This is a genomic window from Nocardia sp. NPDC049190, from assembly GCF_040648115.1.
GTDB lineage: Bacteria > Actinomycetota > Actinomycetes > Mycobacteriales > Mycobacteriaceae > Nocardia.
Window position 1 is genome coordinate 31009 of sequence record NZ_JBEZDE010000011.1, and the last position, 22026, is coordinate 53034.

Below are 22026 nucleotides of genomic sequence, written 5' to 3' on the forward strand. Positions count from 1 at the left end.
CCTCCTGATTACGCGAGATACCGGTGCACGAGCATGACCGCCATCGCGCCCTCACCGACGGCGGAGGCAACGCGCTTGGCGGAATCGGCGTGCACGTCGCCTGCCACGAACACGCCTGGCACGCTCGTTTCGAGATGATGCGGTGGGCGGGGCAGTTCCCAGCCCGCCGGACGGGCGCCCTCGACGAGTAGGTCAGGCCCCGCGAGCACGTAGCCCGCGCGGTCGCGGATGACCACGCCGTCGAGCCAGTCGGTCTGCGGCGCGGCGCCGATGAACACGAACAGCCGCTCCGCGTCGGCCTTCTCCTCGGCGCCGGTCCGGTTGTCACGGAGCACGATCTGCTGCAGGTGGTCACCGCCGTCGGCGGCGATCAGCTCGGTGTCGGTGTGCACCTGGATGTTCGAAATCTGCTCGATCTGCTGGATCAGGTAGTGCGACATGGACTGCTCCAGCGAGGCGGCCCGAACCACCAAGTTCACGGTACGCGCGTTGCGTGAGAGAAACACCGCGGCCTGACCGGCGGAGTTCGCGCCGCCCACGATGTAGACGTCATGGTCGGCGCACTCGGATGCCTCGGTCATCGCCGAGCCGTAGTACACCCCGCGCCCGGTGAAGTCGTCGACGCCGGATGCCGGGTGGCGGCGGTAGTCGACACCGGTCGCGATGATCACGGTGTGCGCGCACAGCTTGCCGCCGTCGGCGAACCGCACCGTGCGCGCGGACCCGTTCACCTCCAGCCCGACCACTTCGCGGGTGGTGATCACCTCGGCGCCGAATTTGGCGGCCTGCCTGCGCGCCCGGTCGGCCAGCTGGGCGCCGGACAGGCCGTCGGGGAAACCGAGGTAGTTCTCGATGCGTGAACTCTGGCCGGCCTGCCCGCCGGTCGCGGTCCGCTCGACCAGCACGGTGCGCAGGCCCTCGGACGCGCCGTATACCGCCGCGCCCAGGCCGGCGGGGCCGCCGCCGACCACGATCAGGTCATAGAACTCGCCCGCGGGATTGACCGTGAGGCCGACGTTTTCCGCCAGCTCGCTGTCCGTGGGCTGTACCAGCGCCTCGCCCGCCGCGGTGATCACCACCGGACAGCGCTCCGGATCGGCCCCCGCCGCCTCCAACAGTCGCGCCCCCTCGGGCTCGTCGGCCAGGTACCAGCGGTAGGGCAGCTGATTTCGGGCGAGGAACTCGCGCACCTCCGAGGAGCGCGGCGACCAGCGGTTGCCGATCACCTTGGTTTCGGTCACCGGCCGGTGCTCGCTGCTACGCCATGCGTCGAGCAGGCCGTCCAGCACCGGGTACAGCTTCTCCTCCGGCGGGTCCCACGGCTTGAGCAGATAGTGGTCGAGATCGACGACGTTGATCGCGTTGATCGCGGCGTTGGTGTCCGCATAGGCGGTCAACAGCACGCGGCGGGCATACGGGTGCAGGTCCATCGCCTGCTCCAGGAACTCGATGCCGTCCATGCCCGGCATCCGATAGTCGGCGATCAGCACCGCGACCGGCTGACCACGCAATTTCATTTCTCGCAGCGCGTCGAGCGCTTGGGGCCCTGATTCCGCACGCAGAATCCGGTAATCGGCCCCATAACGGCGGCGCAGATCACGCACCACCGCCCGGGAAACCCCCGGATCGTCGTCGACGCTCAGGATGGCCGGTTTCGGAGCAGCGGGTGAAGTCACCTGACGAGTATGAGCCTCGACCCGCGGGTCTGTCGTGGTCGTTCGCTCACGGCTCAGAGCCGATGATGGATGACGAGATCGAGTTCGGTCGGAGTGAGCAGTCGCTCCAGTCGTTCTTCTTGGGCAGCCGTACGGGGGTTGCGGGGCGAAGAGGATGTGCTGCGGGCCGTTTGCCCGTCTTCGGATTCGGTAGCGGGAAGAAGCGGAACCGGGTCCGCGGGCCGACGATGCAACAAGGAGCGAAGTTTCACGGCCGGATCACCTCACATTGGGACGCTGAAAGTTGGAGGAGGCAGTGCCTGATGCTTCATCTATCTGTCATTGTGCGCCGACTATTACACCGATCGGTACCTATCGCGTAGAAATGTGGCGCAACTGTCTTTCCGATTAAGCGGCAACTGTCTCCCTGATTAAATGAGCGGACTCGTCGAAGGTGTTCGGATGGATTTCGGTCGGTCCGGCGCAGGAACCCTGGAGGCAGCGTTGCCGAAGAATCTCGAAGTCACCATCGATATCGCCGCGTCGCCGGAGCGGGTGTGGGCGGTGGTGTCCGACCTCGCACGTATGCCGGAGTTCAGCCCGCAGTGCGTGCGTATGGTGGCACTCGGCTCGATCAGGGCAGGCACCTGGACGATCAATCTCAACCGCGACGGAAAGAAATACTGGCCGACCACCGCGCGCATCCTTCGCTACGAGCCGGGCCGGGCCTTCACCTTCCGGATCAACGAGAACCGCAGTGTGTGGAGTTACCTCCTGGAGCCCACCGAGACCGGTACCCGGCTGATCGAACGTCGCGACATGCCGAACGGCACCACCTGGGTCTCCCGCCGGGCGATCGACGCGGCGCTCGGTGGCGAGCAGCCGTTCGAGGAGGCACTGCTGCGCGGCATGACTCGGACACTCGACAACATCAAGCTCGCGGTCGAGGCGTACGCCTAGATGTTCGGACGGTCACGGAGTGCCGTTCCTCGCGGGCGACGAGTGAAAGACCCTCACTACACCTGGCGACATGCACAGACCTTCGGTCCACGTTGCCGCCCGTAGCACCTATTTCGACGCAGAGTCGATGTGGGACTGCAGGATCCCGTCCACTCCCCGGAGGAATGAATCGCAGATCTCAGCCGAGCCTGACAGGCACCCCGAGGTCATCGCACCATCTCGCAGCAACACGAAGTGTCGGCCCGCGAACTCTGGCCGCGTGTCACCAGCCTGCGCGAACAAGTCCGTGACAAGGCTGAGGAACCATTCACGATGAGCGAGGACGGCCTGATGCACGGGGTGTCCGGGGTCCGGGTACTCCGCTACAGCGTTGAGGAAGGCGCATCCGCGGAAGCGGTCGGACTGGATGCCCTCGACGATCGACTCGGCTACGGCTCGCAGGGCATCAAGGGACGACGGGTTGCCTGCGACGGCTTTCTCGACCCCTGCGCGATCCATCTCATGTACGCCCTGCAGATATGCGACGACAAGGTCATCCTTGCCGGGAAAATGTCGGTACAGCGTGGCGCGGGTGACTTTCGCCTCTGCGATGATCCGGTCGATCCCTACAGCGTGCAGACCTTCTGAGTAGAAGAGCCAGGTGGCCGTCGCGAGGAGCCTTGACCGCGCTTCGGATACCTGGCCCCGAGTGGTGTGCCCCATCTGGTCGAGTGTAGAGGATAGAACGATCGGTATCTCTGTTATATGCATGCTCGCTCAAGTGGATAGAACGTTCGGTCCACGATAAGATCTCACGATACCGATCGTTCTATCCACCTAGGGCTATCTGTTGCCAAGCAACCTGAATCGTCGAAAGAGAGATCCGATGTCCATCGATGCCACCGGTGCCGGCGCTATTGCCGATCCCTTCAGCAGTGCCGCGGGGCTGCGCGACCTGTACTACGCCCGCTTCGGTTTCGCCGCCGTCTGGGCAGTTTTCATCGCGCTGGCGGCTCCGGCGCTTCCCTCGGCCGGTGTGGTTGCCTTGTTGGTGATCTATCCATTGTTCGACGTGGCGGCGGCGGTGATCGATTACCGCGTCTCGGGCACTGACGGTCCCAGAGGGGCGCTGTACGTCAACATGGTGTTGAGCCTGGCCGCCGCTGCCGGACTGGGCGCCGTATTCGCCTCCGGCATTTCCAACGTACTGCGGGTGTGGGGCGTTTGGGCCATCACCGCGGGTATCGTGCAGCTGTTGGTCGCGATCTTGCGCTACCGGCTCGGCGGTCAGTGGGCGATGATCCTCAGCGGTGGGATCTCGGTCTTGGCGGGCGGAAGCTTCATTCTGCAGGCCAGCGGGCCCAATGCCTCGCTCGGACAGGTCGTCGGGTATGCGACGGTCGGCGGCATATTCTTTCTGATCTCGGCGATTCGTTTGCACCGGGTAGTCAAGGCGCAGTGACATGCTGAACGCGAGCGTAGTTGCCCGGCGCGGCGCCTCGATCGAGGACGACTCATCGGGCCTTTGCCTGCACCGACGCAGGTGCCGAGCATTCGGGCGTCTCGACCGAGCGCTACTGCCAATTCGGCAAGCTCACGACCTGGGCCGCATAGGACAGGCCCGCGCCGAATGCGATGAGCAGCGCCCGATCGCCCGGCTTCGACTCGCCCTTACGCAGTAACGCCTCCATGGCCAGCGGGATCGAGGCGGCCGAGGTGTTGCCTGTTTCCTCGATGTCGTTGGCCAGCGCGCAGTCCTTGGGCAGTTTCAGCACCCGGGCCATGATTTCGATGATCCGCCCGTTCGCCTGGTGTGGAATCATCGCGTTCAGGTCGTCGGTGGACAGTCCGGCACGGTCGATCGCGTCGCGGCAGACCTTCTCCAACGAGTGCGCGGCCCAACGGAACACCGCCGTGCCCTCCATGGTCAGGTAGGGGCGCACCGCGTCGAGACCCTTCTCCTCGAGCTCGGCGAAGTACTCCATCCAGTCCTTGTCCTGCCGGATGGCGTGGTGCTGGGTGCCGTCCGAACCCCAGACCGTGGGGCCGATGCCCTGCTCGTCGGAAGGGCCGACGATGACCGCGCCCGCCCCGTCGGCGAAGAGGAAGGCGGTGGAGCGGTCGGCCGGGTTGACCGTGTTGGTCAGTTTCTCCACCCCGATCACCAGGACACGCCCCGCGGTACCGGCCCGGATCAGGTCCGAGGCCAGTGCGAGCGAGTGGCAGAAGCCCGCACAGCCCGCCGAGATGTCGAACGCGGCGGCGCCGTTCATCCCGAGTTCGGTGGCGATCCGCGGGGCCGCGGCTGGCGTCAGCAGGAGATGTGTCGAGGTGGCAACGATCACGCAATCGACTTGGTCGGCCTCGATGCCCGCGGCCGCCAGTGCGTCGCGGGCAGCCGCGACGCTCATGCTCTGGATCGTCTCCGATTCGTCGGCGAACCGTCTGGTCTTGATTCCCGACCTGGTCCGGATCCACTCGTCACTCGAGCCGATCGGGCCTGCCACCTCGTCATTGGTGACCACTCGAGCAGGGCGGTATACGCCGAGCCCGAGGATCGCCGTGTGCTCTGCGCCGGTGGTCTGGGCGATGCGAGCAGCCATGTGCGTCTCCTATGTACCTGCGGCGGCGCCGCCGGGGTGTCCCCGAAGCATCGAAATCGATTCCCTCATCAGCCACTGCCCGCGAAACGGTTAGACATGAGGCTTCCTCATATTAGCCCGAAAGTCGCTCATGTGGCGTGCGTATTCTCACAATCGCCGGGTATATCGATGGAGCACGTCGTTGCACGTCGCGGCGTGGACTCCAACTAGTGATTCGAGGACACCATGCTCGGACTCGGGATTATCGGGTGGATCATCATCGGCGGTCTGGCCGGATGGATTGCCAGCAAGTTCATGAAGACGGACGCCCAGCAAGGCATCCTCCTGAACATCGTTGTCGGCGTGGTGGGTGGCCTGCTCGGCGGGTTCCTCCTGAAGGTGCTCGGCGTCGACGTCGAAGGCGGCGGCCTCTGGTTCAGCTTCTTCACCTGCCTAGCGGGCGCGGTGATTCTGTTGTTCCTGGTCAAGCTGGTCACTGGGAGTAGAGTCAGGTCCTGAGGCCAGGTGCCACAGGCTCCCTTCCCGTAAGGTGTGAACGCTTGCGCCAGTCCGATCATCGAGGGGCGCAATCCGTCTGCATCGAGCACGAAAGAGGAGCCTGTGGCCCGCCGTCCCACCCCGCCCGGCACGCCTGAACGCACCAAGATCGGCCACGTCGCCGACCTTGTTCGCAATGCGATACCCCCTTTGCATCCCGCTGGGCTCCCGTTCGTCGCCGCACCGTTAGCGGTGGCCGTCGTCGGCGGCAAGCGCAAGTGGGTGCGCCGGACGGGACTGCTGGCCGCGGCGGCCTGTGCGACGTTCTTCCGGCACCCGAACCGGGTGCCGCCGAACCGGGCCGGCGCCGTGGTCGCCCCCGCCGATGGCGAGATCGCCCTGGTCGACACCGCAGCTCCGCCTGCGGAGTTGGGCCTCGGGGACGAGCCGCTGCCCAGGGTCAGCATCTTCCTCTCCGTTCTGGATGTGCACGTGCAGCGCACGCCGGTCTCCGGTGTCGTGCGCACGGTGCTGCACGAGCCGGGTCAATTCCGCTCGGCGGACCTGCCCGAGGCCAGTGCGGTGAACGAGCGCAACAGCATGGTGTTGGAAACGGCGGATGGTCGACAACTCGTCGTCGTCCAGATCGCGGGTTTGCTCGCGCGCCGGATAGTCTGCGATGCCCAGGTCGGTGACGTGCTGACGATCGGCGACACCTACGGCCTGATCCGCTTCGGTTCCCGGGTCGACACCTATTTCCCGCCGGGCACCGAACTGCTCGTCGAGCCCGGCCAGCGCACCATCGGCGGCGAGACCGTGCTCGCCGTGCTCGCCTGCACCGCCGAGTCGTGATGGAAGCGGCGGTAGCCACTCGGCGGCGGACCCGGACGATCCGCCTGCTGCCGAGCATCGTGACGATCCTGGCGTTGTGTTCCGGATTGTCGGCGGTGAAGTTCGGCCTCGACGGCAAACTCGCCCTCGCTCTGGCGATGATCGGCGCCGCGGCCGTGCTGGACACCCTCGATGGCCGACTCGCGAGGATGCTGCACGCCACCACCAAGATGGGCGCCGAACTGGATTCGCTGTCGGATGCCATCTCGTTCGGTGTCGCCCCCGCGCTCGTGCTCTACGTGACGTTGCTCAACGACGAGAACAACAGTTCAGGGTGGATTGTCGCGCTGCTGTTCGCGGTCAGTGTCGTCCTGCGCTTGGCCCGGTTCAACACGCTGATGAACGATGACACCCGGCCGGACTGGTCACGGGACTACTTCGTCGGCGTGCCCGCGCCCGCCGGTGCGCTGATCGCGATGGTGCCGGTGGCGCTGCTCGTGCAGTTCGGCGATGGTTGGTGGGTCGGCTTCTACGAGGTCGCGGCGTGGACGGTGTTCGCCGCGGCGTTGTGCGTCAGCACGATTCCGACGCTCGCCATGAAGTCGGTGTCCGTGGCGCCGCAGGCGGCGGCCGGGCTACTCGTGCTGGTCGCGCTTGCTGCGGCGGCGCTGGTGACCTATCCGATTGTGTTGCTGCTGGTGTTGGTCGTGCTGTATCTGGGGCACATCCCGTTCGCCTGGTATTCCCAGCGGTGGGTGGCTGCTCGACCCGAGACCTGGCAACACAAGCCCGCGGAGCGGCGCGCCCAGCGCCGCGCGAGCCGACGGCTGCCGGCGATTCCGCGTCCGGCGATCCGGCGTCCGGTGATCCGCGGATCGACAGCGCCGCTGCGGTTGCGGCGTCCGGGCGGCAAGGAGCGCGAAGGTGGGAATCCGCCACCAGGAGCGGGCCTCTCCTAGGTGTCGGTGCGATGCCCTCGCCAGTGGTGGCGGTCGGCGTGACACCGACCGCCCCGACTCTTGATGAGCCGGGGCGGTCTTCCGTCTGAGGCAGGCGGCTGTACGCCTTGTGGCGGCTCGTAGGCAGGGAAGCGCTCTACTTCTCCAGCTTCTCCAACATCCAACTGCCGACGGTGTACGTGTCGGCGGCGGGGATGATGCGCGGGTATTGTGCGTGTTGCGATTCACTGAGCGCCATCGGCTTTCCTCGCCAACACGCGCAGAGCGTCAAGCACCCGCTCGAGTAACTCCAGAGACTCGCCGTCGGAGGCTGCCTGGAACAGCTCGGTCGTTTCCTCGGGGGGCAGCGGCCATCCATCAGCGCCGATGATGGACAACTCACCATCGATATAGCTGTGCCGGATACCTATCAGCTCGTTGTCAGCCATGGTCTGCTCCATCCCCGCAGCCGTCCCGGTAAGCGGATGCCGACAGGTACTGCATGCAGTCCCCATGTCGGCGACGGCGACATATCGGCGCTTGTATTGGTCGTTCCAGTTGCAAGGCTGCAACGGTTGGTCGCTGAGCATGCAGCACTCGGTTGGGATCTACTGCCGCAAATGCCTGCCGCTGCCAAGTCGGTGATGGCGCGGGCGGTATCGGAGTCCAGCCTCCTCGCTGGCAGGCTCGAGTTCTTCGACCTTCAGCAGCCTGACATGGCAAAGCCAAGCTTCACCCTTGCACTCCAGGCCGCAGGAGAGGCCGAAGACGAGCTGCTAGGTGCCGCAACACTGGCGCATATGGCGTTCGCGCCAGCTTTCTCGGGCGACCCGAAGCGCGCCGAGGACGCGCGCGACAAACTCCATGGCGCACGCGCATTCGCCCGCCGCGGCAGCGTCAGCACGGAGATGCTGGCGTGGCTCGACGCGGTCGAGGCCGAGGTAGAAACTCATTTCGGCAACACACGCAGGGCACTCGAACTGATCGCCCATGCCGAGGAGATGTACGAGCAGCACGACGCCGACGGGACCCCCAGCCCGCCATGGCTGAATTGGTTCTCGCCGACGAGACTTGCCGGATTCAAGGGCAACACCCTGCTCGCGGCAGGCAATGGTGCCGCGGCACGCGAGACGCTGGAACACGCGCTGGCCGAGCTACCGATGGAGGAGATCAAGCAGCGTGCGGTCTACCTCGCTGACCTTGCGGCCGCCGCCGTGCTGGAACGAGATCCTGAACAGGCATGCGCCTACCTCGAGCAAGCACTCGAGCAGCTCGGCGAACAGTGGTATGCCACCGCGATGGATCGAGTGAAGGATGTGCGCCGAACACTGCGGGCGTGGGACTCGCTGCCGCAGATGAGAGCGCTCGACGATCACCTGTACAATTGGCACACAATGATCAGGTCACTGTCTGCCTAGCATTCATTCTCCGTAGCAACAATTCCCGGAAGTTCGGAGAGGTCGCGGATCCTCCAATCGGATAGCTCCGCGACTTCTGGCATGTCGCGAAGGATCCACCCCCACGGGCCCCGCTGAATGTAGGCGGTCCGCATGCCGGCGGCCTTTGCTGGTGCTACGTCGTTGTCGATCCGATCTCCCACGTAGACGATCTCGGCAGCGCTGCACGGCGCGACCTCGACCACCTTCGAGAAAAACGCGGGTGAAGGCTTCTCCACGCCCCAATCATCTGAGGTGGCAATGAAATCGGTGGGCAAGTCGAGACTGCGCAGAATCTGTCCTGACCTGACAGTCTGGTTGCCCACGACCCCCACCCAAACCCCCATCGCGCGCAACTTCGACAGAGCCGACCGGACGTCGGGATACAGGTCGTTTTCGGAATAGCTTTCCGGTTGACCAGCTCTCGCTCGCGCTCTCGTTCCTCGGCCAGATCGAACCCGGGCCGGAAAACCTGGAAGACCTCCCGGTAGTCCTGGCCGCGAGCGATGACTGCCCCGAAGACCGATATAAAAGTATGGCGCGGCACCCCCAGCCAATCTGCCCAAGTTCCGTACTCGCGCGTCTCGTCGACGAGCGTTTCCCCAACATCGAATACGACTGCCCCGATCATGGGGCATACGGTAACGGCGCTGGTCTTCTCGCTGCCTTCGTGCTTGCCCTACTTGGCTGAGCGGCGGTTCGTATCGCGCCGCTGATGTGAAGTTCTCGGTGATGTAGCGCTGGAGCGGCACGCTGGTCGCGCCGACGTATGAGATTGCCGCCTGGAGGGAATTCGGTGCGAATTCTTTGCGTTTCAGCCTCAGCGCAACGGCGGGCTGTTGCGCGAGGAGAAGCCGACGCAGAAGTCGCTCACCAATCCCTTGTATGCATCGTCAACCTATGGTTGACGGATGGCGCCTCGGTTTCGCCTGGACGATCTGATCGAAGGCCAGAGTCTGGTCCGCGGATCGTGACCTTCCGATTTCTCGCTGATGGTAGGCCTCAGTTCGACCGCCCATCCGGACGGCGTGTGAGCGGTACGGTTTATCCAGCGGTCGGACGCAGAAGAAGGTGACGATGGAACCGGACGGACTGCGGGAATTCGTAGAGCATCGACCTCGGTTGTTCGCGCTCGCCTATCGGATGCTCGGCTCGGTGAGCGAGGCCGAGGACGCCGTACAGGAGACCTACTTACGCTGGGACGGCACCGACCGCGCCCAGATCCGCTCCGCCGAAGCATGGTTGACCACCGCGCTGGTGAATCTCTGCCGTACCTGGCTGGTTTCGGCGCGGGCCAGGCGGGAGAGCTACCTCGGGCCCTGGTTGCCGGAGCCGGTGCCGACCGCGCATGGTGAACTCGGTCCGCTGGAGACTGTCGAAGAGCGCGAACTGGTTTCGCTCGCGCTGCTCACGGCGCTGGAACGGCTGACTCCGGTCGAGCGGGCCGTCTTCGTGCTGCGTGAGGCGTTCGGATACGCGCACCGAGAGATCGCCGACATGCTCGACGTGACCGAAGCCAACTCGCAGCAGATCTTCCGTCGGGCCAGGCAGCACGTGCGCGAAGACCGAACCCGCTTCGGCATTCCGGCCGAGCATGCCAGGGAGTTGATCGAACGGTTCCTGAAAGCGGCGCGCAATGGCGATATCGAGTCGCTCGAGCAGTTGCTGGCCGCCGATGTGAGCGCGACAGCCGACGGCGGCGGTCTTGCCAACGCGGCCCGACGACCGGTGCGCGGCGCGCAGCAGGTGGCGCGCTATCTGGCGGGGTTGTTGCGCCGGACGGTGCCGGGGCTGGAGCTGCTGGTCGAGGAAGTCAATGGCGCGCCCGCGGTAGTCGCGCGGGTGGACGGTGCGCCGCTGGTCGTCGTCGGGATCGACGTTGCCGACGGTGTGGTCGCGGCGCTGCGGTTGATCGTCAATCCGGAGAAGCTGACGTATTTCACCAGGTCGAGTGGGCCGGGCGGCCTGGTCGGCGAACTGCCGGATCGCAGTCGCCGCTCGCTGTGATGTGGTTCACGGCCGCGGGGTGTCAGGAATCGGGGGCCTGTCCGGTCTGAAAGGTGTCGGCCGATCGAAAGGGAGCCACATCATGACCGGACAACATCGGATCGTCGTTCTCGGCGCCGGGTACGCGGGGCTGGCGGCGGCACGCAGGCTCGCGGGCGCTGCGCGCGACGCGCAGATCACCGTGGTGGATGCTCGTGCGACATTCGTCGAGCGGGTGCGGTTGCATCAGCAGGCCGCCGGGCAACGGATTCCGGCGTGGGATCTACGGGAGATGTTGGAACGCAAAAGGATTCGCTTCGTATGTGCCAGGGCGACGGAGATCGACACCGTGGGCAGGCGGGTCGTCCTCGACGCGGCGCCGGCCCTGGACTACGACATCCTGGTGTACGCCCTCGGCAGTCTGGCTGACCCCGAGCGCGTGCCTGGTGTGGCCGAACACGCCTATACCGTTGCGACACCGGAGGATACGCGGCGGCTTACCCTCTCGCGTGGTCCGGTGGCGGTCGTCGGCGCCGGCGCGACCGGGATCGAGCTCGCCGCCGAACTAGGGGAGTCGCGCCCGGACCTGCCGGTGGTGCTGCTCGGTTCGGAGGAGCCGGGCGCGTGGCTGTCGCCACGGGCGCGGGCGTATATCCGCCGGACGCTGGAGCGACTCGGGGTCGAGATCCGCTCGGACGCGAAGGTGATCGAGGTGACGTCCGACGGGGTCCGGTTGGCCGACGGCTCGCTCGTCGCGGCCGCCGCGACCGTGTGGACCACCGGCTTTCGCGTACCCGATCTGGCGATGCGCTCGGGGCTCGCGGTGGACGCCGCGGGCCGCGTGCGGACCGACGCGACTTTGCGTTCGGTGTCCCATCCGGAGATCTACGCCGCAGGCGACGCCGCCGTGATCGCCGGTCCCGGCGACCGCGAATTGCGCATGGCCTGTGCCACCGCGCTGCCCACCGGGAAGTACGCGGCCGATGCTGCCCTCGCACGGATTCGCGGCGTCGAGCCGCGGCCGCTGCGGTTCCGATATGTCGTGCAGTGCTTGAGTCTGGGGCGTCGGGACGGACTGATTCAGGTCCTGCGCGGCGACGATTCACCGCGTCGGACCGTGCTGACCGGGCGGGCGGCCGCCTCGGTGAAGGAGTGGATCGTCCGTGGCGCGGCGCGGGCTGCCCGGCCCTGAATCGTCAATCCGGGGTTGACGATCGAGATTGCGTCAACCTATGGTTGACGCATGACACCTCAGTTTCGCCTCGACGATCTGATCGAAGGCATCAAGAAAGCCCGTCCAGACAACGTGCTCGAGCAACTTTCCGACGCGGTGGTAGCCGCGAGTCACCTCGGCGAAGTGGCCGATCACCTGATCGGCCACTTCGTGGACCAAGCCCGCCGCTCCGGTGCCTCCTGGACCGACATCGGCACCAGCATGGGAGTCAGCAAGCAAGCCGCACAGAAGCGATTCGTGCCGAAGTCGCCGTCCGATGCCGAGGCGATGGACCCGAACGCGGGCTTCGCCCGATTCACCCCTCGTGCGCGGGCCGTCGTAGTGGCGTCGCAGCAGGCCGCGCATGCCGCGGGTAATACGCAGATCGCCGTCGGGCACCTGGTGCTCGGGCTGCTCACCGAGCCGGAAGGCCTCGCGGTGCACGCGATCCTCGCCAGTGGCGTCACGCTCGACGCGGTCACGGCCGCGGCAGGCGCGGCACTGCCGCCGGGCGAGGGCGAGGTTCCTGCGCTGATCCCGTTCGATCCAGAGGCCAAAAAGGTTCTCGAACTCACCTTCCGTGAGGCGGTACGCCTGGAGCACAACTACATCGGCACCGAGCACATCCTGCTCGCCCTGCTCGAACACGAGCACGGTTCCGGTCTGCTGACCGATCTCGGCATCGACAAGGCGACGACCGAATCGCGTCTGGTCGAACTGCTCAGGTCGATCGTGGCCGGGGAATCCTGATCGAGCCGTGGTGGCCGGGAAACGCCGGGTGTTCGCCGGACCGGCAGTTGTCGTCGCGGTCGGGGTGCTGGTGATCGGCACGGGTGGCCGATCACGTAGTTGGCACCGAATCCGTAACGTCGTCAACGGCTTTCGGGGTGCGCACGCCGCCCGCGCGCGTCATCGGCGCACGCTGCGCACCCGTGCGGCGGGAATCAACCGCCCGCATGCGACCGCTGTGGTGGCGTCGCGTGCGGTGTGGACCGCCTGAGCGTCGCGGGCGCTACCCGCGTCCGCGCAACCCCCCACCCCACCGTGGCCAGCGGATCTGTGGTTTCGGCTCGTCGACCAGCGGATCGCGGTGGATGTCGGTGACATAAAGGGGGAGTTGAGGTTCCAGCCGGGCGAGTAGTTCGAGGGCTCGTCCGCCCTGCGCCGCGCGGTATTCCGGCATGGTCAGGCCGACGATCTGGAGGAATCGAACGCGCCCGTGCGGGGTATCGATGCTGTTCAGTTCCGGGTCGACCGTGAAGCAGACAGCATGGATCGTGCAGTCCGCGCAGCCGGTCGCGATCGGCCCGTTCGGCTTGATGGTGTGTCCCGGCTCGAACCACTTGCCGGACTGGAAGACGTAGCGGGCCAGGTTGTGCAGAAAATTCGTCGGCCACACCGGCGGCTCGGTCTCGTCGGCGTCGCGCACCAGGCGGAAAGTGAACTCGAACCCCCAGCCGGACTCCGCGGGGTTGTCCCACTCCTTCTCGTACAGTTCGGTCATGCCATAGCCGACGTAGTGCCAGTGCGGGACCGGGTCGGTCCGGGAATATGCGCTGATCCCGTCGAGTGGGTCGGGTCCGCCGAGGGGCCACGGATGGTCGGGCGCCCAGTGGAAAGGCTCGATATCGCCGTACAACGGTCGCAATGCGCCGTCGATGGCATCCCAGCCGGGTTTTTCACTCACCCAGTCACCATAGGCACGCGCCGGTCTGCCGCATCGGGGGCATCGGGATCGGTTGTCGGGTCAGGACTCCGGTACGTTGCGGGCGAGCTCGTCCAGCCAGGCCGCCGCCGACGCGTCGCTGGGCGCACGCCAATCGCCGCGCGGCGAGAGCGATCCACCGGAGCCGACCTTCGGCGCGTTCGGCAGCGTCGACCGCTTGAATTGGCTGGTCTGGATGAATCGACGCACGAATTCGGCCAACCAGTGCTTGATCGTGGCGAGATCGTAGCCGTGGCGCTGGTCGGCGGGCACGAGGTCGGGCCAGCGTCCGCGTGACGGGTCCGACCAGGCGTGCCAGGCCAGGTAGGCGACTCGGCTCGGCCGATAACCGAAGCGCAGCAGGTAATACAGGTGGAAGTCCTGCAACTCGTAGGGCCCGACCGTCGCCTCGGAACTCTGGCTCGGCGCCGAAGAGTCGGTGTGCGGGATCAGCTCGGGCGAGATCTCGGTGCGCAGAATCGACGAGAGCACCTCGCCCGCTTCGGATCCGAACTGCGCGGTGTCCACCGCCCAGGCGATCAGGTACTTGATCAGGGTCTTCGGTACCGAGGCGTTGACGCTGTAATGCGCCATATGGTCGCCGACGCCGAACGTGCACCAGCCGAGCGCGAGTTCGCTGAGGTCTCCGGTGCCGACCACCAAGGCGCCGTGCTGGTTGGCCAAGCGGAACAGGTGCGCGGTCCGCTCGCCGGCCTGGACGTTCTCGTAGGTGATGTCGTAGTGTGCCGCGCCGTCCGCGGCTGGGTGGTCGAGGTCGCGCAACATCTGGGTGGCCGAAGGCCGGATATCGATTTCCCGCGCCGTCACGCCGAGTGCGGCCATCAACCGGTGCGCGTCGGTTCTGGTCCTGGTGCTGGTCGCGAACCCGGGCATGGTGTAAGCCAGCACGTTCGCCCGCGGCAGGCCGAGCCGGTCCATCGTCTTGGCCGCCACGATCAGCGCCTGGGTGGAATCCAGTCCACCGGACACTCCGATCACCACGCGCTGTGTTCCGGTGGCACGTAATCGCGTGCTCAAGCCCTCCACTTGGATGTGATGTACTTCGGCGCAGCGCTCATTGCGCACGGCGGGATCGGCGGGGACGTAGGGGAAGCGCTCGATGTCGCGTTTCAGCGTGACCGTGCGATCCGGGATAGGCAACTCCAACTCGACGCTGCGCAGCGCGACCAGACGGTCCCGGTGATCGTGCACGTTGTCGGCGAAGCTGGTTGTCCGCAACCGATCCGCCGCGAGGCGCTGCAGATCCAGGTCGGCGGTGACCAGTTGTGGGTGATCGGAGAACCGTTCGCCCTCGGCGAGCAGTTCGCCGTTCTCGCAGACCAGCGCCTGTCCATCCCAGGCGAGGTCGGTGGTCGACTCGCCGTGGCCGGCCGCCGAGTACAGATACGCCGCCAGGTAGCGCGCCGAATGTGATGTGCACAGCGCCCGCCGATAGTCCGCCTTCCCGATCACGATGTTGCTCGCGGACAGATTGACCAGCACCGTCGCGCCGGCCAGCGCGGCGAACCCGCTGGGTGGCAGCGGAACCCACCCGTCCTCGCAGATCTCCAGGTGGAAGACGAACCCGTTCAGATTGCGCGCGCGGAACAGCAGGTCGGACCCGAACGGCGCCCGTTGCCCAGCGATCGTGATGTGATCGTCCAACGTCTCCCGTGCCGCCGCGAACTGTCGCTTCTCGTAGAACTCTCGATAGTTCGGCAGGTAACTCTTCGGCGCGACCCCGAGCACGACTCCGCGGCAGATCACGATCGCGCAGTTGAACAGCCGGCCCTGCGCCCGCACCGGCGCTCCGACCACCAGCACGGTGGCGATGTCCGAGCTGGCGGCGACGATCCGCTCGACTGCCGCCTCGACGGCCAGGTCCAGTGCGTCCTGGTGGAACAGGTCATCGGCGGTGTAGGACGACAACCCCAGCTCGGGAAAGACCGTCAATACCACTCCCGCGGCGGCCGCCTGCTCGGCCAGCGCCACGGTCTGCTCGACGTTATAGCTCGGATCGGCCACCGTGACCCGGGGGACAGCCACCGCCACCCGCGCGAACCCGTGTCGATACAGCGAATCGAACGGCACCTCGGCCACCACATCCCCTTCCCGGATCGACGCGAACCTGATCATGGTCCATCCGGAATCTACGCCGGGACCCGCATCGCGGCGCGGCGCCGAGCCAGCCGCGGTCCGCTCGACAGTGCGGTGAACTGGGTCTTTGTCATCGAATCCGATCGAGACGCGGACCGGTCGGAATGTTGGAGCCGGGTAGTCGGACCGGCGGTGGCTAAGATATAGCAATGGCGGATGACATCGATTCCGACCTGATAGCGGGGGAACGCCGCGTAGACCTACTGCGCGCGCTGTCGTATGTGTCCACCGAGTCCCAGCCGGACGGTAGCTACATCGTCAACGGCGACCTCCCGCCGGACGTGGCGCCGCCGTTCATTCGCGCGATTATGCGGGTCGAGGCGGAGTTGCTGCTGAACGACGCCGAACTCGTCACCGTCGAGGACGGTGAGCCACGGACACCCGAGGAACGGCGCACCGACGCGTTCGTCGCACTGGTACTGCGCGTCGACGACCGTCTCTAGCGGAGTCTCGTAGGCGTCGCGTGGACCTTGCACTCGGCACCCTTGAGTGCTAAAAAGGCTTTGGCACTCTCGACCTGTGAGTGCCAGGTCGGGACGGTGAGACCGGGTTCCATCGACACCCTCGGTCGTCCGTCGCGGGCACCGAACCTGGCCAGCGTAAATGGGGTGATCCAACCTGTGGTCGCCCTGTGTGTCAGCCCCATATACATGTGGAGGATCTCAACGCAATGGCCAAGACAATTGCGTACGACGAAGAGGCCCGGCGCGGCCTCGAGCGGGGTCTGAACGCCCTCGCCGACGCGGTCAAGGTGACGCTGGGGCCGAAGGGTCGCAACGTTGTCCTGGAGAAGAAGTGGGGTGCCCCCACGATCACCAACGATGGTGTGTCCATCGCCAAGGAGATCGAGCTGGAGGACCCGTACGAGAAGATCGGCGCCGAGCTGGTCAAGGAAGTCGCCAAGAAGACCGACGATGTCGCGGGTGACGGCACCACCACCGCCACCGTGCTCGCCCAGGCGCTGGTGCGCGAGGGCCTGCGCAACGTCGCGGCCGGCGCCAACCCGCTCGGCCTGAAGCGTGGTATCGAGAAGGCCGTCGAGGCGGTCACCGCCTCGCTGCTCGACACCGCCAAGGAGGTCGAGACCAAGGAGCAGATCGCCGCCACCGCCGGTATCTCGGCGGGCGACCCGTCCATCGGTGAGCTGATCGCCGAGGCCATGGACAAGGTCGGCAAGGAAGGCGTCATCACCGTCGAGGAGAGCAACACCTTCGGTCTCCAGCTGGAGCTGACCGAGGGCATGCGCTTCGACAAGGGCTACATCTCGGGTTACTTCGTCACCGACCCGGAGCGTCAGGAAGCGGTCCTCGAGGACCCGTACATCCTGCTGGTCGGCTCGAAGATCTCGACCGTCAAGGATCTGCTGCCGCTGCTGGAGAAGGTCATCCAGGCGGGCAAGCCGCTGCTGATCATCGCCGAGGACGTCGAGGGCGAGGCGCTGTCGACTCTGGTCGTGAACAAGATCCGCGGCACCTTCAAGTCGGTTGCCGTCAAGGCCCCCGGCTTCGGTGACCGCCGCAAGGCGCAGCTGGCCGACATCGCCATCCTGACCGGTGGCGAAGTCATCAGCGAAGAGGTCGGCCTCTCGCTGGAGACCGCGGGCGTCGAGCTGCTCGGTCAGGCGCGCAAGATCGTCGTCACCAAGGACGAGACCACGATCGTTGAGGGCGCGGGTGACCCGGAGGCCATCAAGGGCCGGGTCGCGCAGATCCGCTCCGAGATCGAGAACTCCGACTCGGACTACGACCGGGAGAAGCTGCAGGAGCGTCTGGCCAAGTTGGCCGGCGGTGTCGCGGTGATCAAGGCCGGCGCCGCGACCGAGGTGGAGCTCAAGGAGCGCAAGCACCGCATCGAGGACGCCGTTCGCAACGCGAAGGCCGCCGTCGAAGAGGGCATCGTCGCCGGTGGTGGCGTTGCCCTGCTGCAGTCGGCTCCGGCGCTGGACGCGCTGAAGCTGACCGGTGACGAGTCCACCGGTGCCAACATCGTGCGTGTCGCGCTGTCGGCTCCGCTGAAGCAGATCGCCTTCAACGCCGGCCTCGAGCCCGGCGTGGTCGCCGAGAAGGTGTCCAACCTGCCCGCGGGCCACGGCCTGAACGCCGACTCGGGCGAGTACGAGGACCTGCTGGCCGCCGGCGTCGCCGACCCGGTCAAGGTCACCCGCTCGGCGCTGCAGAACGCGGCCTCCATCGCGGCCCTGTTCCTCACCACCGAGGCCGTGGTCGCTGACAAGCCGGAGAAGGCCGCCGCTCCCGTCGGCGACCCGACCGGCGGCATGGGCGGCATGGACTTCTGAGTCCGGCCACCCGGCACCATATTTCGAACCGGAAGCCGGTCCACCCTCGGGTGGGCCGGCTTCCGGCGTTCGGCGAGATGATCGGTGCTGGAGGCGACCCGTCCGGAGTCCGTGGCACCGGACCGTGTTGAGCGGTCAGCCGCCGAGCGCGAACGCCACGAGAAAGCCTGCCGCTGTCGCCAGTCCGACCCACCAGCCGCCCTCGCGATAAGCCCCGGGCATCAGCGAGTCGGCGAGTACGGCGATCGTCGCGCCGCCCGCGAACGCCTGCACGATACCGATATGAGTGTGCGAAAGGTTATCCGACAACGCATTCCCGATGACAGTGACAAGCACGAGCGTCGCAGCGGTCAGGGTCCAGAGCCATAGGGTACGGGCGCCGGCTACGTCATGCTGATCGCGCGTCAGCGCCGCACCGCTGATCGCCTCGGGGACGTTGCCCAAGGCCACCGCCACCAGCAAGACCAGTCCGCCACCACCAGCCAGCGAGACGCCGAGCGCGGTGTTCTCCGGGACGCCGTCAAGCACTGTGCCGAGCATCAGCGCCCAGCCGAGTGCGCGCGGCCCCAGCTTGTTCTCGATGAGGCGGTTGGCCACCACGTAGACGCCGGCGCCCGCGAACAGCGCGAGTGCGGCGATCAGCGCGCCCGCCTGGTGGAACGCGGGCTCGAACAGCTCTTCGGACACCGCGGCGATCATGGTGCCGGCGCCGAAGGCCATCAGCGAAGCGAGGGCCGCCGTTGGTAGCTGCCACCGCAACCCGATGGCCGCGCCGATGACCAGTGGCACGCCCGTTCCGAGTCCGTAGAGCAGCGCGGTCAGCATGGGATCACCCTAGGTCAGCGGGTATGTGCCGCCTTGTCGACAGCTGTGTTGGTGTGCTGGTGTCGACTCGCCGGGGAATGCGGAGCGGCGGGCGAACGCGGTGGTGTCTGCCGTGTCGCGATATCGGCGGAGAGGATGCGCAGAAGCTATGACGTTGCGGTACCAGGAACACCTCCGCAGGTCGCCGCATTCGTCCCTATGGTCGTACGCTGGATCCATGTCTGACCGCGGTCGGATCCGAGGCGTGCTCTACGACATCGATGGCGTGCTGGTGACCTCCTGGCAGGAGATCGACGGCGCCGCTGTCGCGGTGCGCCGTGTTCGCGAAAGCGGGCTGCGCCGAGCATTTCTCACCAACACGACCTCGCGCACCTGTGCTGAGATCGCAGAACGCCTGTGCAGCAGCGGAATCGAGGTCGCCGCGGGCGAGATCGTCACGGCCGCGCGGCTCACCGCCGAGTTCGTCGGTCGGCACTACCCTGGCGCCGCCGTCTGGGTGCTCAACCACGGCGATATCGGCGCGGACCTCGCCGGATTGACGCTTGATGACGAACATCCGGACGTGGTGGTAATCGGTGGCGCGGGAGTGGAATTCAGCCATCTGGCGCTGAGTCGAGTGGCCGAGTTGATGCTCGATGGAGTCCCTGTCGTGGCCATGCACAGCGGGCTCACCTGGGCGACGGCCGAGGGGCTGCGCGTCGATGCCGGCGTGTACCTTCCCGGCCTGGAGGCGGCGGGGAACGCGCGCATCGAGGTGGTCGGCAAACCCGCCGCCGCCGGCTTCCGCACCTGTGCGGAACTGATGCGACTCGACCCGTCCGAGGTGTTGATGATCGGTGACGATGTGCAGTCCGATGTGCTTGCGGCGCAGGCCGTCGGGATGACCGGCGTGCTGGTGCGCACCGGGAAATTTCGCGCGGCGGTGCTGGCTGCGGTCGACCGGAAACCCGATCACGTCATCGATTCCGTCGCCGCGCTTCCCGGGTTGATTACCAGTCCGGCGAACGCACTGTAATCCGCCGATCGGTATCCAAAAATAAATTCTACAAATTCCCTCTAAAATCAAACGTCGCCGTCTCCCGGTGTGTTGCTATAGTTTTGGCAAATTGCTAGTGACAGCGTCGCAATTCGGCCGTATCGGCGTATTTACCCGAACCGCCTCCGGCCTGGGGTGCGTTTTTGGGCGTCACTATGTTCGCCTGGCGTCGGATGGGAGACTTTCGCGCGAGGGGGTAACCGAGCAGCCAACTTTCGGCTAATGCGCATTCGGCTCGACGTCGAAACGAAGGGCCCGATCCATGACGAGAGGTTCGAGCTCTTCTGTATTGTCTGCCTCAATGTCACAGGATGCGAATACGGGTCGAATGTATGCCGGGCAACCCGTGGAGGACCGGCAACGTCAGCGGCGTGCGCGTTTTCTGGAATCAGGCCTGACGGTCTTCGCGCGCGACGGCTACGCCAATAGTTCGGTCGGCGCCATCTGCAAGGACGCCGGACTGTCCTCGCGTCAGTTCTACGAGGAGTTCACCGGGCGCGAGTCCCTGCTCTTAGAGCTCTATGAGCACATCGATCGGGAATCGCGTGACGCCGTGACGAAGGCGTTGGCATCGAAGTCCGACGCGAGCGCGCTCGACATCGTCGATGCCGGTGTACGCGCCTATGTCGAATCCATCGGATCCGATCCGCGCAAGGCGCGCGTGGCGCTGGTCGAGGTGGTCGGCGCGGGCCCGAAGGTGGAGAAGTTCCGCCTGGAACTGCGCCGGGTGTGGGGTTCGCTGCTGGCGAGCGCCGCCGAGGACGCGGCCCTGCACGGCGAGATTCCCACCGGCGACTACGAGATGCGGGTGCTCGCGATCATCGGCGCCGTCAACTACGTGGTGGATGCCTGGAGCGTCGCGGACCCGCGTCCGCCGTTGGATGATGTGATCCGGGTGTTGAGCAAGGTGATCATCGGCGCGGTCGGCGCGTAGCGGCCGAGCGTACGCGACGGGCGCGGGTCGGCGCGGTAGCGTGCGCCCATGCAGACAGTTCCGATCCAGATGCCGGATGGCAGCACCGTCCCGGTGCGGTTGATTCCGGCAGCGGGTGCGCACCGGCATCCGGTGACGCCGGACGCGCCGCGCCCGGTGCTGGTGATCGTGCCGGGGCTCGGTGTTCCGGCCGGGTATTACGAACTGTTCGCCACCGGTCTGGCGGCACGCGGATTCGACGTGGCCATCGGCGAGCTGCGCGGCAATGGGGACAGCAGACCGAAGCCGAGTTCTGCCAGTAGCTTCGGCTACCACGAGTTGGTTTCGGTCGACTTTCCGGCGATCTTCGAGGTGGTCCGCGACCGGTTCCCGGACAGCACGCCGTACCTGCTCGGCCACAGCATGGGCGGCCAGCTCGGCGTTCTGTACGCTGCACGCATCCGTGGCAGACTCGGCGGACTGATTCTGATCGCTTCCGGTACGCCGTATTATCGTGGCTACCAGGGTATTTCGGGCCCCGGGATGCTGTTCGGCACCGCCGCGATCTCGCTGACCGCCAATCTGGCCGGTTTCTGGCCCGGCGATCGGATCTCGATGGGTTTCGGCCGTCAGTCCAAGGTGCTGATTTCGGACTGGGCACGGCTGGCGCGCACCGGCCGTTTCGTTCCGGTGGGCGCCGACATCGACTACGAGGAGCGGATCGCGCGGCTGAAACTGCCCGTGCTGTCCATCACGATCGCCGATGACGATCTGACACCGCCCAGCTCTGCCGAGCACTTGCTGGCGAAACTGCCCAACGCCGAGCTGACCCGGTGGCGGCAGCCGGAAAAACTGGGCCACAACGGCTGGATCCGTCAGTGCGCCAGCACGATCGACCAGATCGAGAAGTGGCTGCGCGATCGGTAGCGGGTCGGCTCGTCGATGGGCGGCGGCAGCGACCGCCTCGCCGAGGTCAGGATGTGCCGCTGCCGAGATGACGCTCGAATCCGTCGATC

General features: G+C 66.2%; 24 protein-coding genes. 15 read left to right on the forward strand and 9 right to left on the reverse strand.

Going from position 1 to position 22026, the window contains the following annotated elements:
- Positions 1-8 precede the first annotated feature (8 nt).
- Entirely contained in the window at positions 9-1676 is a 1668-nt protein-coding gene (locus tag AB0B25_RS12200) for an FAD-dependent oxidoreductase (RefSeq protein WP_357177427.1), read from the reverse strand.
- Positions 1677-1729: 53 nt separating this feature from the next.
- On the reverse strand, positions 1730-1927 hold the full coding sequence (locus tag AB0B25_RS12205; protein WP_357177429.1) for a hypothetical protein: 198 nt from the start codon (positions 1925-1927) through the stop codon (positions 1730-1732).
- A gap of 232 nt (positions 1928-2159) precedes the next feature.
- Between AB0B25_RS12205 and AB0B25_RS12210 the strand changes: the two genes are divergently transcribed.
- Entirely contained in the window at positions 2160-2615 is a 456-nt protein-coding gene (locus AB0B25_RS12210; RefSeq protein ID WP_357177745.1) for an SRPBCC family protein, read from the forward strand.
- Positions 2616-2723: 108 nt separating this feature from the next.
- Here AB0B25_RS12210 and AB0B25_RS12215 read toward each other — a convergent pair whose 3' ends face one another.
- Positions 2724-3365, reverse strand: a complete 642-nt coding sequence (locus tag AB0B25_RS12215) for a TetR/AcrR family transcriptional regulator (protein ID WP_357177431.1) — start codon at positions 3363-3365, stop codon at positions 2724-2726.
- A 115-nt stretch (positions 3366-3480) separates the two neighbouring features.
- Here AB0B25_RS12215 and AB0B25_RS12220 point away from each other — a divergent pair, with 115 nt between their 5' ends.
- A complete protein-coding gene (locus AB0B25_RS12220; protein WP_357177433.1) occupies positions 3481-4056 on the forward strand; it encodes a hypothetical protein in 576 nt (191 codons plus the stop codon).
- 112 nt (positions 4057-4168) lie between these two features.
- Here AB0B25_RS12220 and AB0B25_RS12225 read toward each other — a convergent pair whose 3' ends face one another.
- The gene (locus tag AB0B25_RS12225; protein ID WP_357177435.1) at positions 4169-5197 is read right to left on the reverse strand and encodes a beta-ketoacyl-ACP synthase III; all 1029 of its coding nucleotides are present in this window, start codon (positions 5195-5197) and stop codon (positions 4169-4171) included.
- 225 nt (positions 5198-5422) lie between these two features.
- Between AB0B25_RS12225 and AB0B25_RS12230 the strand changes: the two genes are divergently transcribed.
- The 3 genes from AB0B25_RS12230 to AB0B25_RS12240 all read left to right on the forward strand — a co-directional run bounded on the left by AB0B25_RS12230 (position 5423) and on the right by AB0B25_RS12240 (position 7464).
- Positions 5423-5695, forward strand: coding sequence for a GlsB/YeaQ/YmgE family stress response membrane protein (locus AB0B25_RS12230; RefSeq protein WP_357177437.1), 273 nt, complete (start codon positions 5423-5425; stop codon positions 5693-5695).
- A gap of 102 nt (positions 5696-5797) precedes the next feature.
- Positions 5798-6526, forward strand: coding sequence for a phosphatidylserine decarboxylase (locus tag AB0B25_RS12235; RefSeq protein ID WP_357177439.1), 729 nt, complete (start codon positions 5798-5800; stop codon positions 6524-6526).
- Positions 6526-7464, forward strand: coding sequence for a phosphatidylcholine/phosphatidylserine synthase (locus AB0B25_RS12240; protein ID WP_357177441.1), 939 nt, complete (start codon positions 6526-6528; stop codon positions 7462-7464). The genes AB0B25_RS12235 and AB0B25_RS12240 overlap by 1 nt, the downstream gene beginning before the upstream one ends.
- Before the next feature lie 224 nt (positions 7465-7688).
- Here AB0B25_RS12240 and AB0B25_RS12245 read toward each other — a convergent pair whose 3' ends face one another.
- Positions 7689-7892, reverse strand: a complete 204-nt coding sequence (locus AB0B25_RS12245) for a hypothetical protein (protein ID WP_357177443.1) — start codon at positions 7890-7892, stop codon at positions 7689-7691.
- A gap of 267 nt (positions 7893-8159) precedes the next feature.
- Here AB0B25_RS12245 and AB0B25_RS12250 point away from each other — a divergent pair, with 267 nt between their 5' ends.
- Positions 8160-8861, forward strand: coding sequence for a hypothetical protein (locus AB0B25_RS12250; protein ID WP_357177445.1), 702 nt, complete (start codon positions 8160-8162; stop codon positions 8859-8861).
- Here AB0B25_RS12250 and AB0B25_RS12255 read toward each other — a convergent pair.
- Complete coding sequence (locus AB0B25_RS12255) at positions 8858-9517, reverse strand: HAD family hydrolase (RefSeq protein ID WP_357177748.1); 660 nt, start codon at positions 9515-9517, stop codon at positions 8858-8860. The genes AB0B25_RS12250 and AB0B25_RS12255 overlap by 4 nt on opposite strands.
- Positions 9518-9956: 439 nt before the next feature.
- On the opposite strand from AB0B25_RS12255, the gene AB0B25_RS12260 reads away from it, so the two are divergent.
- The 4 genes from AB0B25_RS12260 (at position 9957) to AB0B25_RS12275 (ending at position 13078) form a co-directional block, all read left to right on the forward strand.
- Positions 9957-10886, forward strand: coding sequence for an RNA polymerase sigma-70 factor (locus tag AB0B25_RS12260; RefSeq protein ID WP_357177447.1), 930 nt, complete (start codon positions 9957-9959; stop codon positions 10884-10886).
- An 82-nt stretch (positions 10887-10968) separates the two neighbouring features.
- Positions 10969-12057 (forward strand): FAD-dependent oxidoreductase, encoded by a 1089-nt coding sequence (locus AB0B25_RS12265; RefSeq protein WP_357177449.1) that lies wholly within the window; start codon positions 10969-10971, stop codon positions 12055-12057.
- A gap of 51 nt (positions 12058-12108) precedes the next feature.
- Positions 12109-12828, forward strand: a complete 720-nt coding sequence (locus AB0B25_RS12270) for a Clp protease N-terminal domain-containing protein (RefSeq protein WP_357177451.1) — start codon at positions 12109-12111, stop codon at positions 12826-12828.
- Positions 12829-12838: 10 nt separating this feature from the next.
- The gene (locus tag AB0B25_RS12275; RefSeq protein ID WP_357177453.1) at positions 12839-13078 is read left to right on the forward strand and encodes a hypothetical protein; all 240 of its coding nucleotides are present in this window, start codon (positions 12839-12841) and stop codon (positions 13076-13078) included.
- Positions 13079-13090: 12 nt separating this feature from the next.
- On the opposite strand, the gene AB0B25_RS12280 is transcribed toward AB0B25_RS12275, so the two are convergent.
- Both AB0B25_RS12280 and AB0B25_RS12285 read right to left on the reverse strand, forming a co-directional pair.
- A complete protein-coding gene (locus AB0B25_RS12280) occupies positions 13091-13765 on the reverse strand; it encodes a suppressor of fused domain protein (protein ID WP_357177455.1) in 675 nt (224 codons plus the stop codon).
- 60 nt (positions 13766-13825) lie between these two features.
- A complete protein-coding gene (locus tag AB0B25_RS12285; protein WP_357177457.1) occupies positions 13826-15919 on the reverse strand; it encodes an NAD(+) synthase in 2094 nt (697 codons plus the stop codon).
- Between the two features lie 170 nt (positions 15920-16089).
- Between AB0B25_RS12285 and AB0B25_RS12290 the strand changes: the two genes are divergently transcribed.
- Positions 16090-16383 (forward strand): hypothetical protein, encoded by a 294-nt coding sequence (locus tag AB0B25_RS12290; RefSeq protein ID WP_357069771.1) that lies wholly within the window; start codon positions 16090-16092, stop codon positions 16381-16383.
- Positions 16384-16610: 227 nt separating this feature from the next.
- Positions 16611-18236 (forward strand): chaperonin GroEL, encoded by a 1626-nt coding sequence (gene groL, locus AB0B25_RS12295; RefSeq protein WP_357177459.1) that lies wholly within the window; start codon positions 16611-16613, stop codon positions 18234-18236.
- Between the two features lie 135 nt (positions 18237-18371).
- On the opposite strand, the gene AB0B25_RS12300 is transcribed toward groL, so the two are convergent.
- On the reverse strand, positions 18372-19061 hold the full coding sequence (locus AB0B25_RS12300) for a ZIP family metal transporter (protein WP_357177461.1): 690 nt from the start codon (positions 19059-19061) through the stop codon (positions 18372-18374).
- A 217-nt stretch (positions 19062-19278) separates the two neighbouring features.
- Here AB0B25_RS12300 and AB0B25_RS12305 point away from each other — a divergent pair, with 217 nt between their 5' ends.
- The 3 genes from AB0B25_RS12305 to AB0B25_RS12315 all read left to right on the forward strand — a co-directional run bounded on the left by AB0B25_RS12305 (position 19279) and on the right by AB0B25_RS12315 (position 21937).
- The gene (locus AB0B25_RS12305) at positions 19279-20076 is read left to right on the forward strand and encodes an HAD-IIA family hydrolase (protein WP_357177463.1); all 798 of its coding nucleotides are present in this window, start codon (positions 19279-19281) and stop codon (positions 20074-20076) included.
- 322 nt (positions 20077-20398) lie between these two features.
- Positions 20399-21031 (forward strand): TetR/AcrR family transcriptional regulator, encoded by a 633-nt coding sequence (locus AB0B25_RS12310; protein WP_357177465.1) that lies wholly within the window; start codon positions 20399-20401, stop codon positions 21029-21031.
- 48 nt (positions 21032-21079) lie between these two features.
- Complete coding sequence (locus AB0B25_RS12315) at positions 21080-21937, forward strand: alpha/beta fold hydrolase (protein WP_357177467.1); 858 nt, start codon at positions 21080-21082, stop codon at positions 21935-21937.
- Positions 21938-22026: the final 89 nt, after the last annotated feature.

Excerpts from the sequence above, each read along its gene's own strand:
- AB0B25_RS12300 (WP_357177461.1), bottom strand. The coding sequence starts at position 19,061 with ATGCTGACCGCGCTGCTCTACGGACTCGGAACGGGCGTGCCACTGGTC.
- AB0B25_RS12250 (WP_357177445.1), top strand. The coding sequence starts at position 8,160 with ATGGCAAAGCCAAGCTTCACCCTTGCACTCCAGGCCGCAGGAGAGGCC.
- AB0B25_RS12230 (WP_357177437.1), top strand. The coding sequence starts at position 5,423 with ATGCTCGGACTCGGGATTATCGGGTGGATCATCATCGGCGGTCTGGCC.
- AB0B25_RS12285 (WP_357177457.1), bottom strand. The coding sequence starts at position 15,919 with ATGATCAGGTTCGCGTCGATCCGGGAAGGGGATGTGGTGGCCGAGGTG.
- AB0B25_RS12305 (WP_357177463.1), top strand. The coding sequence starts at position 19,279 with ATGTCTGACCGCGGTCGGATCCGAGGCGTGCTCTACGACATCGATGGC.
- AB0B25_RS12265 (WP_357177449.1), top strand. The coding sequence starts at position 10,969 with ATGACCGGACAACATCGGATCGTCGTTCTCGGCGCCGGGTACGCGGGG.
- AB0B25_RS12315 (WP_357177467.1), top strand. The coding sequence starts at position 21,080 with ATGCAGACAGTTCCGATCCAGATGCCGGATGGCAGCACCGTCCCGGTG.
- AB0B25_RS12270 (WP_357177451.1), top strand. The coding sequence starts at position 12,109 with ATGACACCTCAGTTTCGCCTCGACGATCTGATCGAAGGCATCAAGAAA.
- AB0B25_RS12260 (WP_357177447.1), top strand. The coding sequence starts at position 9,957 with ATGGAACCGGACGGACTGCGGGAATTCGTAGAGCATCGACCTCGGTTG.
- groL (WP_357177459.1), top strand. The coding sequence starts at position 16,611 with ATGGCCAAGACAATTGCGTACGACGAAGAGGCCCGGCGCGGCCTCGAG.
- AB0B25_RS12220 (WP_357177433.1), top strand. The coding sequence starts at position 3,481 with ATGTCCATCGATGCCACCGGTGCCGGCGCTATTGCCGATCCCTTCAGC.
- AB0B25_RS12245 (WP_357177443.1), bottom strand. The coding sequence starts at position 7,892 with ATGGCTGACAACGAGCTGATAGGTATCCGGCACAGCTATATCGATGGT.
- AB0B25_RS12215 (WP_357177431.1), bottom strand. The coding sequence starts at position 3,365 with ATGCATATAACAGAGATACCGATCGTTCTATCCTCTACACTCGACCAG.
- AB0B25_RS12290 (WP_357069771.1), top strand. The coding sequence starts at position 16,090 with ATGGCGGATGACATCGATTCCGACCTGATAGCGGGGGAACGCCGCGTA.
- AB0B25_RS12255 (WP_357177748.1), bottom strand. The coding sequence starts at position 9,517 with ATGCCCCATGATCGGGGCAGTCGTATTCGATGTTGGGGAAACGCTCGT.
- AB0B25_RS12310 (WP_357177465.1), top strand. The coding sequence starts at position 20,399 with ATGTCACAGGATGCGAATACGGGTCGAATGTATGCCGGGCAACCCGTG.
- AB0B25_RS12225 (WP_357177435.1), bottom strand. The coding sequence starts at position 5,197 with ATGGCTGCTCGCATCGCCCAGACCACCGGCGCAGAGCACACGGCGATC.
- AB0B25_RS12240 (WP_357177441.1), top strand. The coding sequence starts at position 6,526 with ATGGAAGCGGCGGTAGCCACTCGGCGGCGGACCCGGACGATCCGCCTG.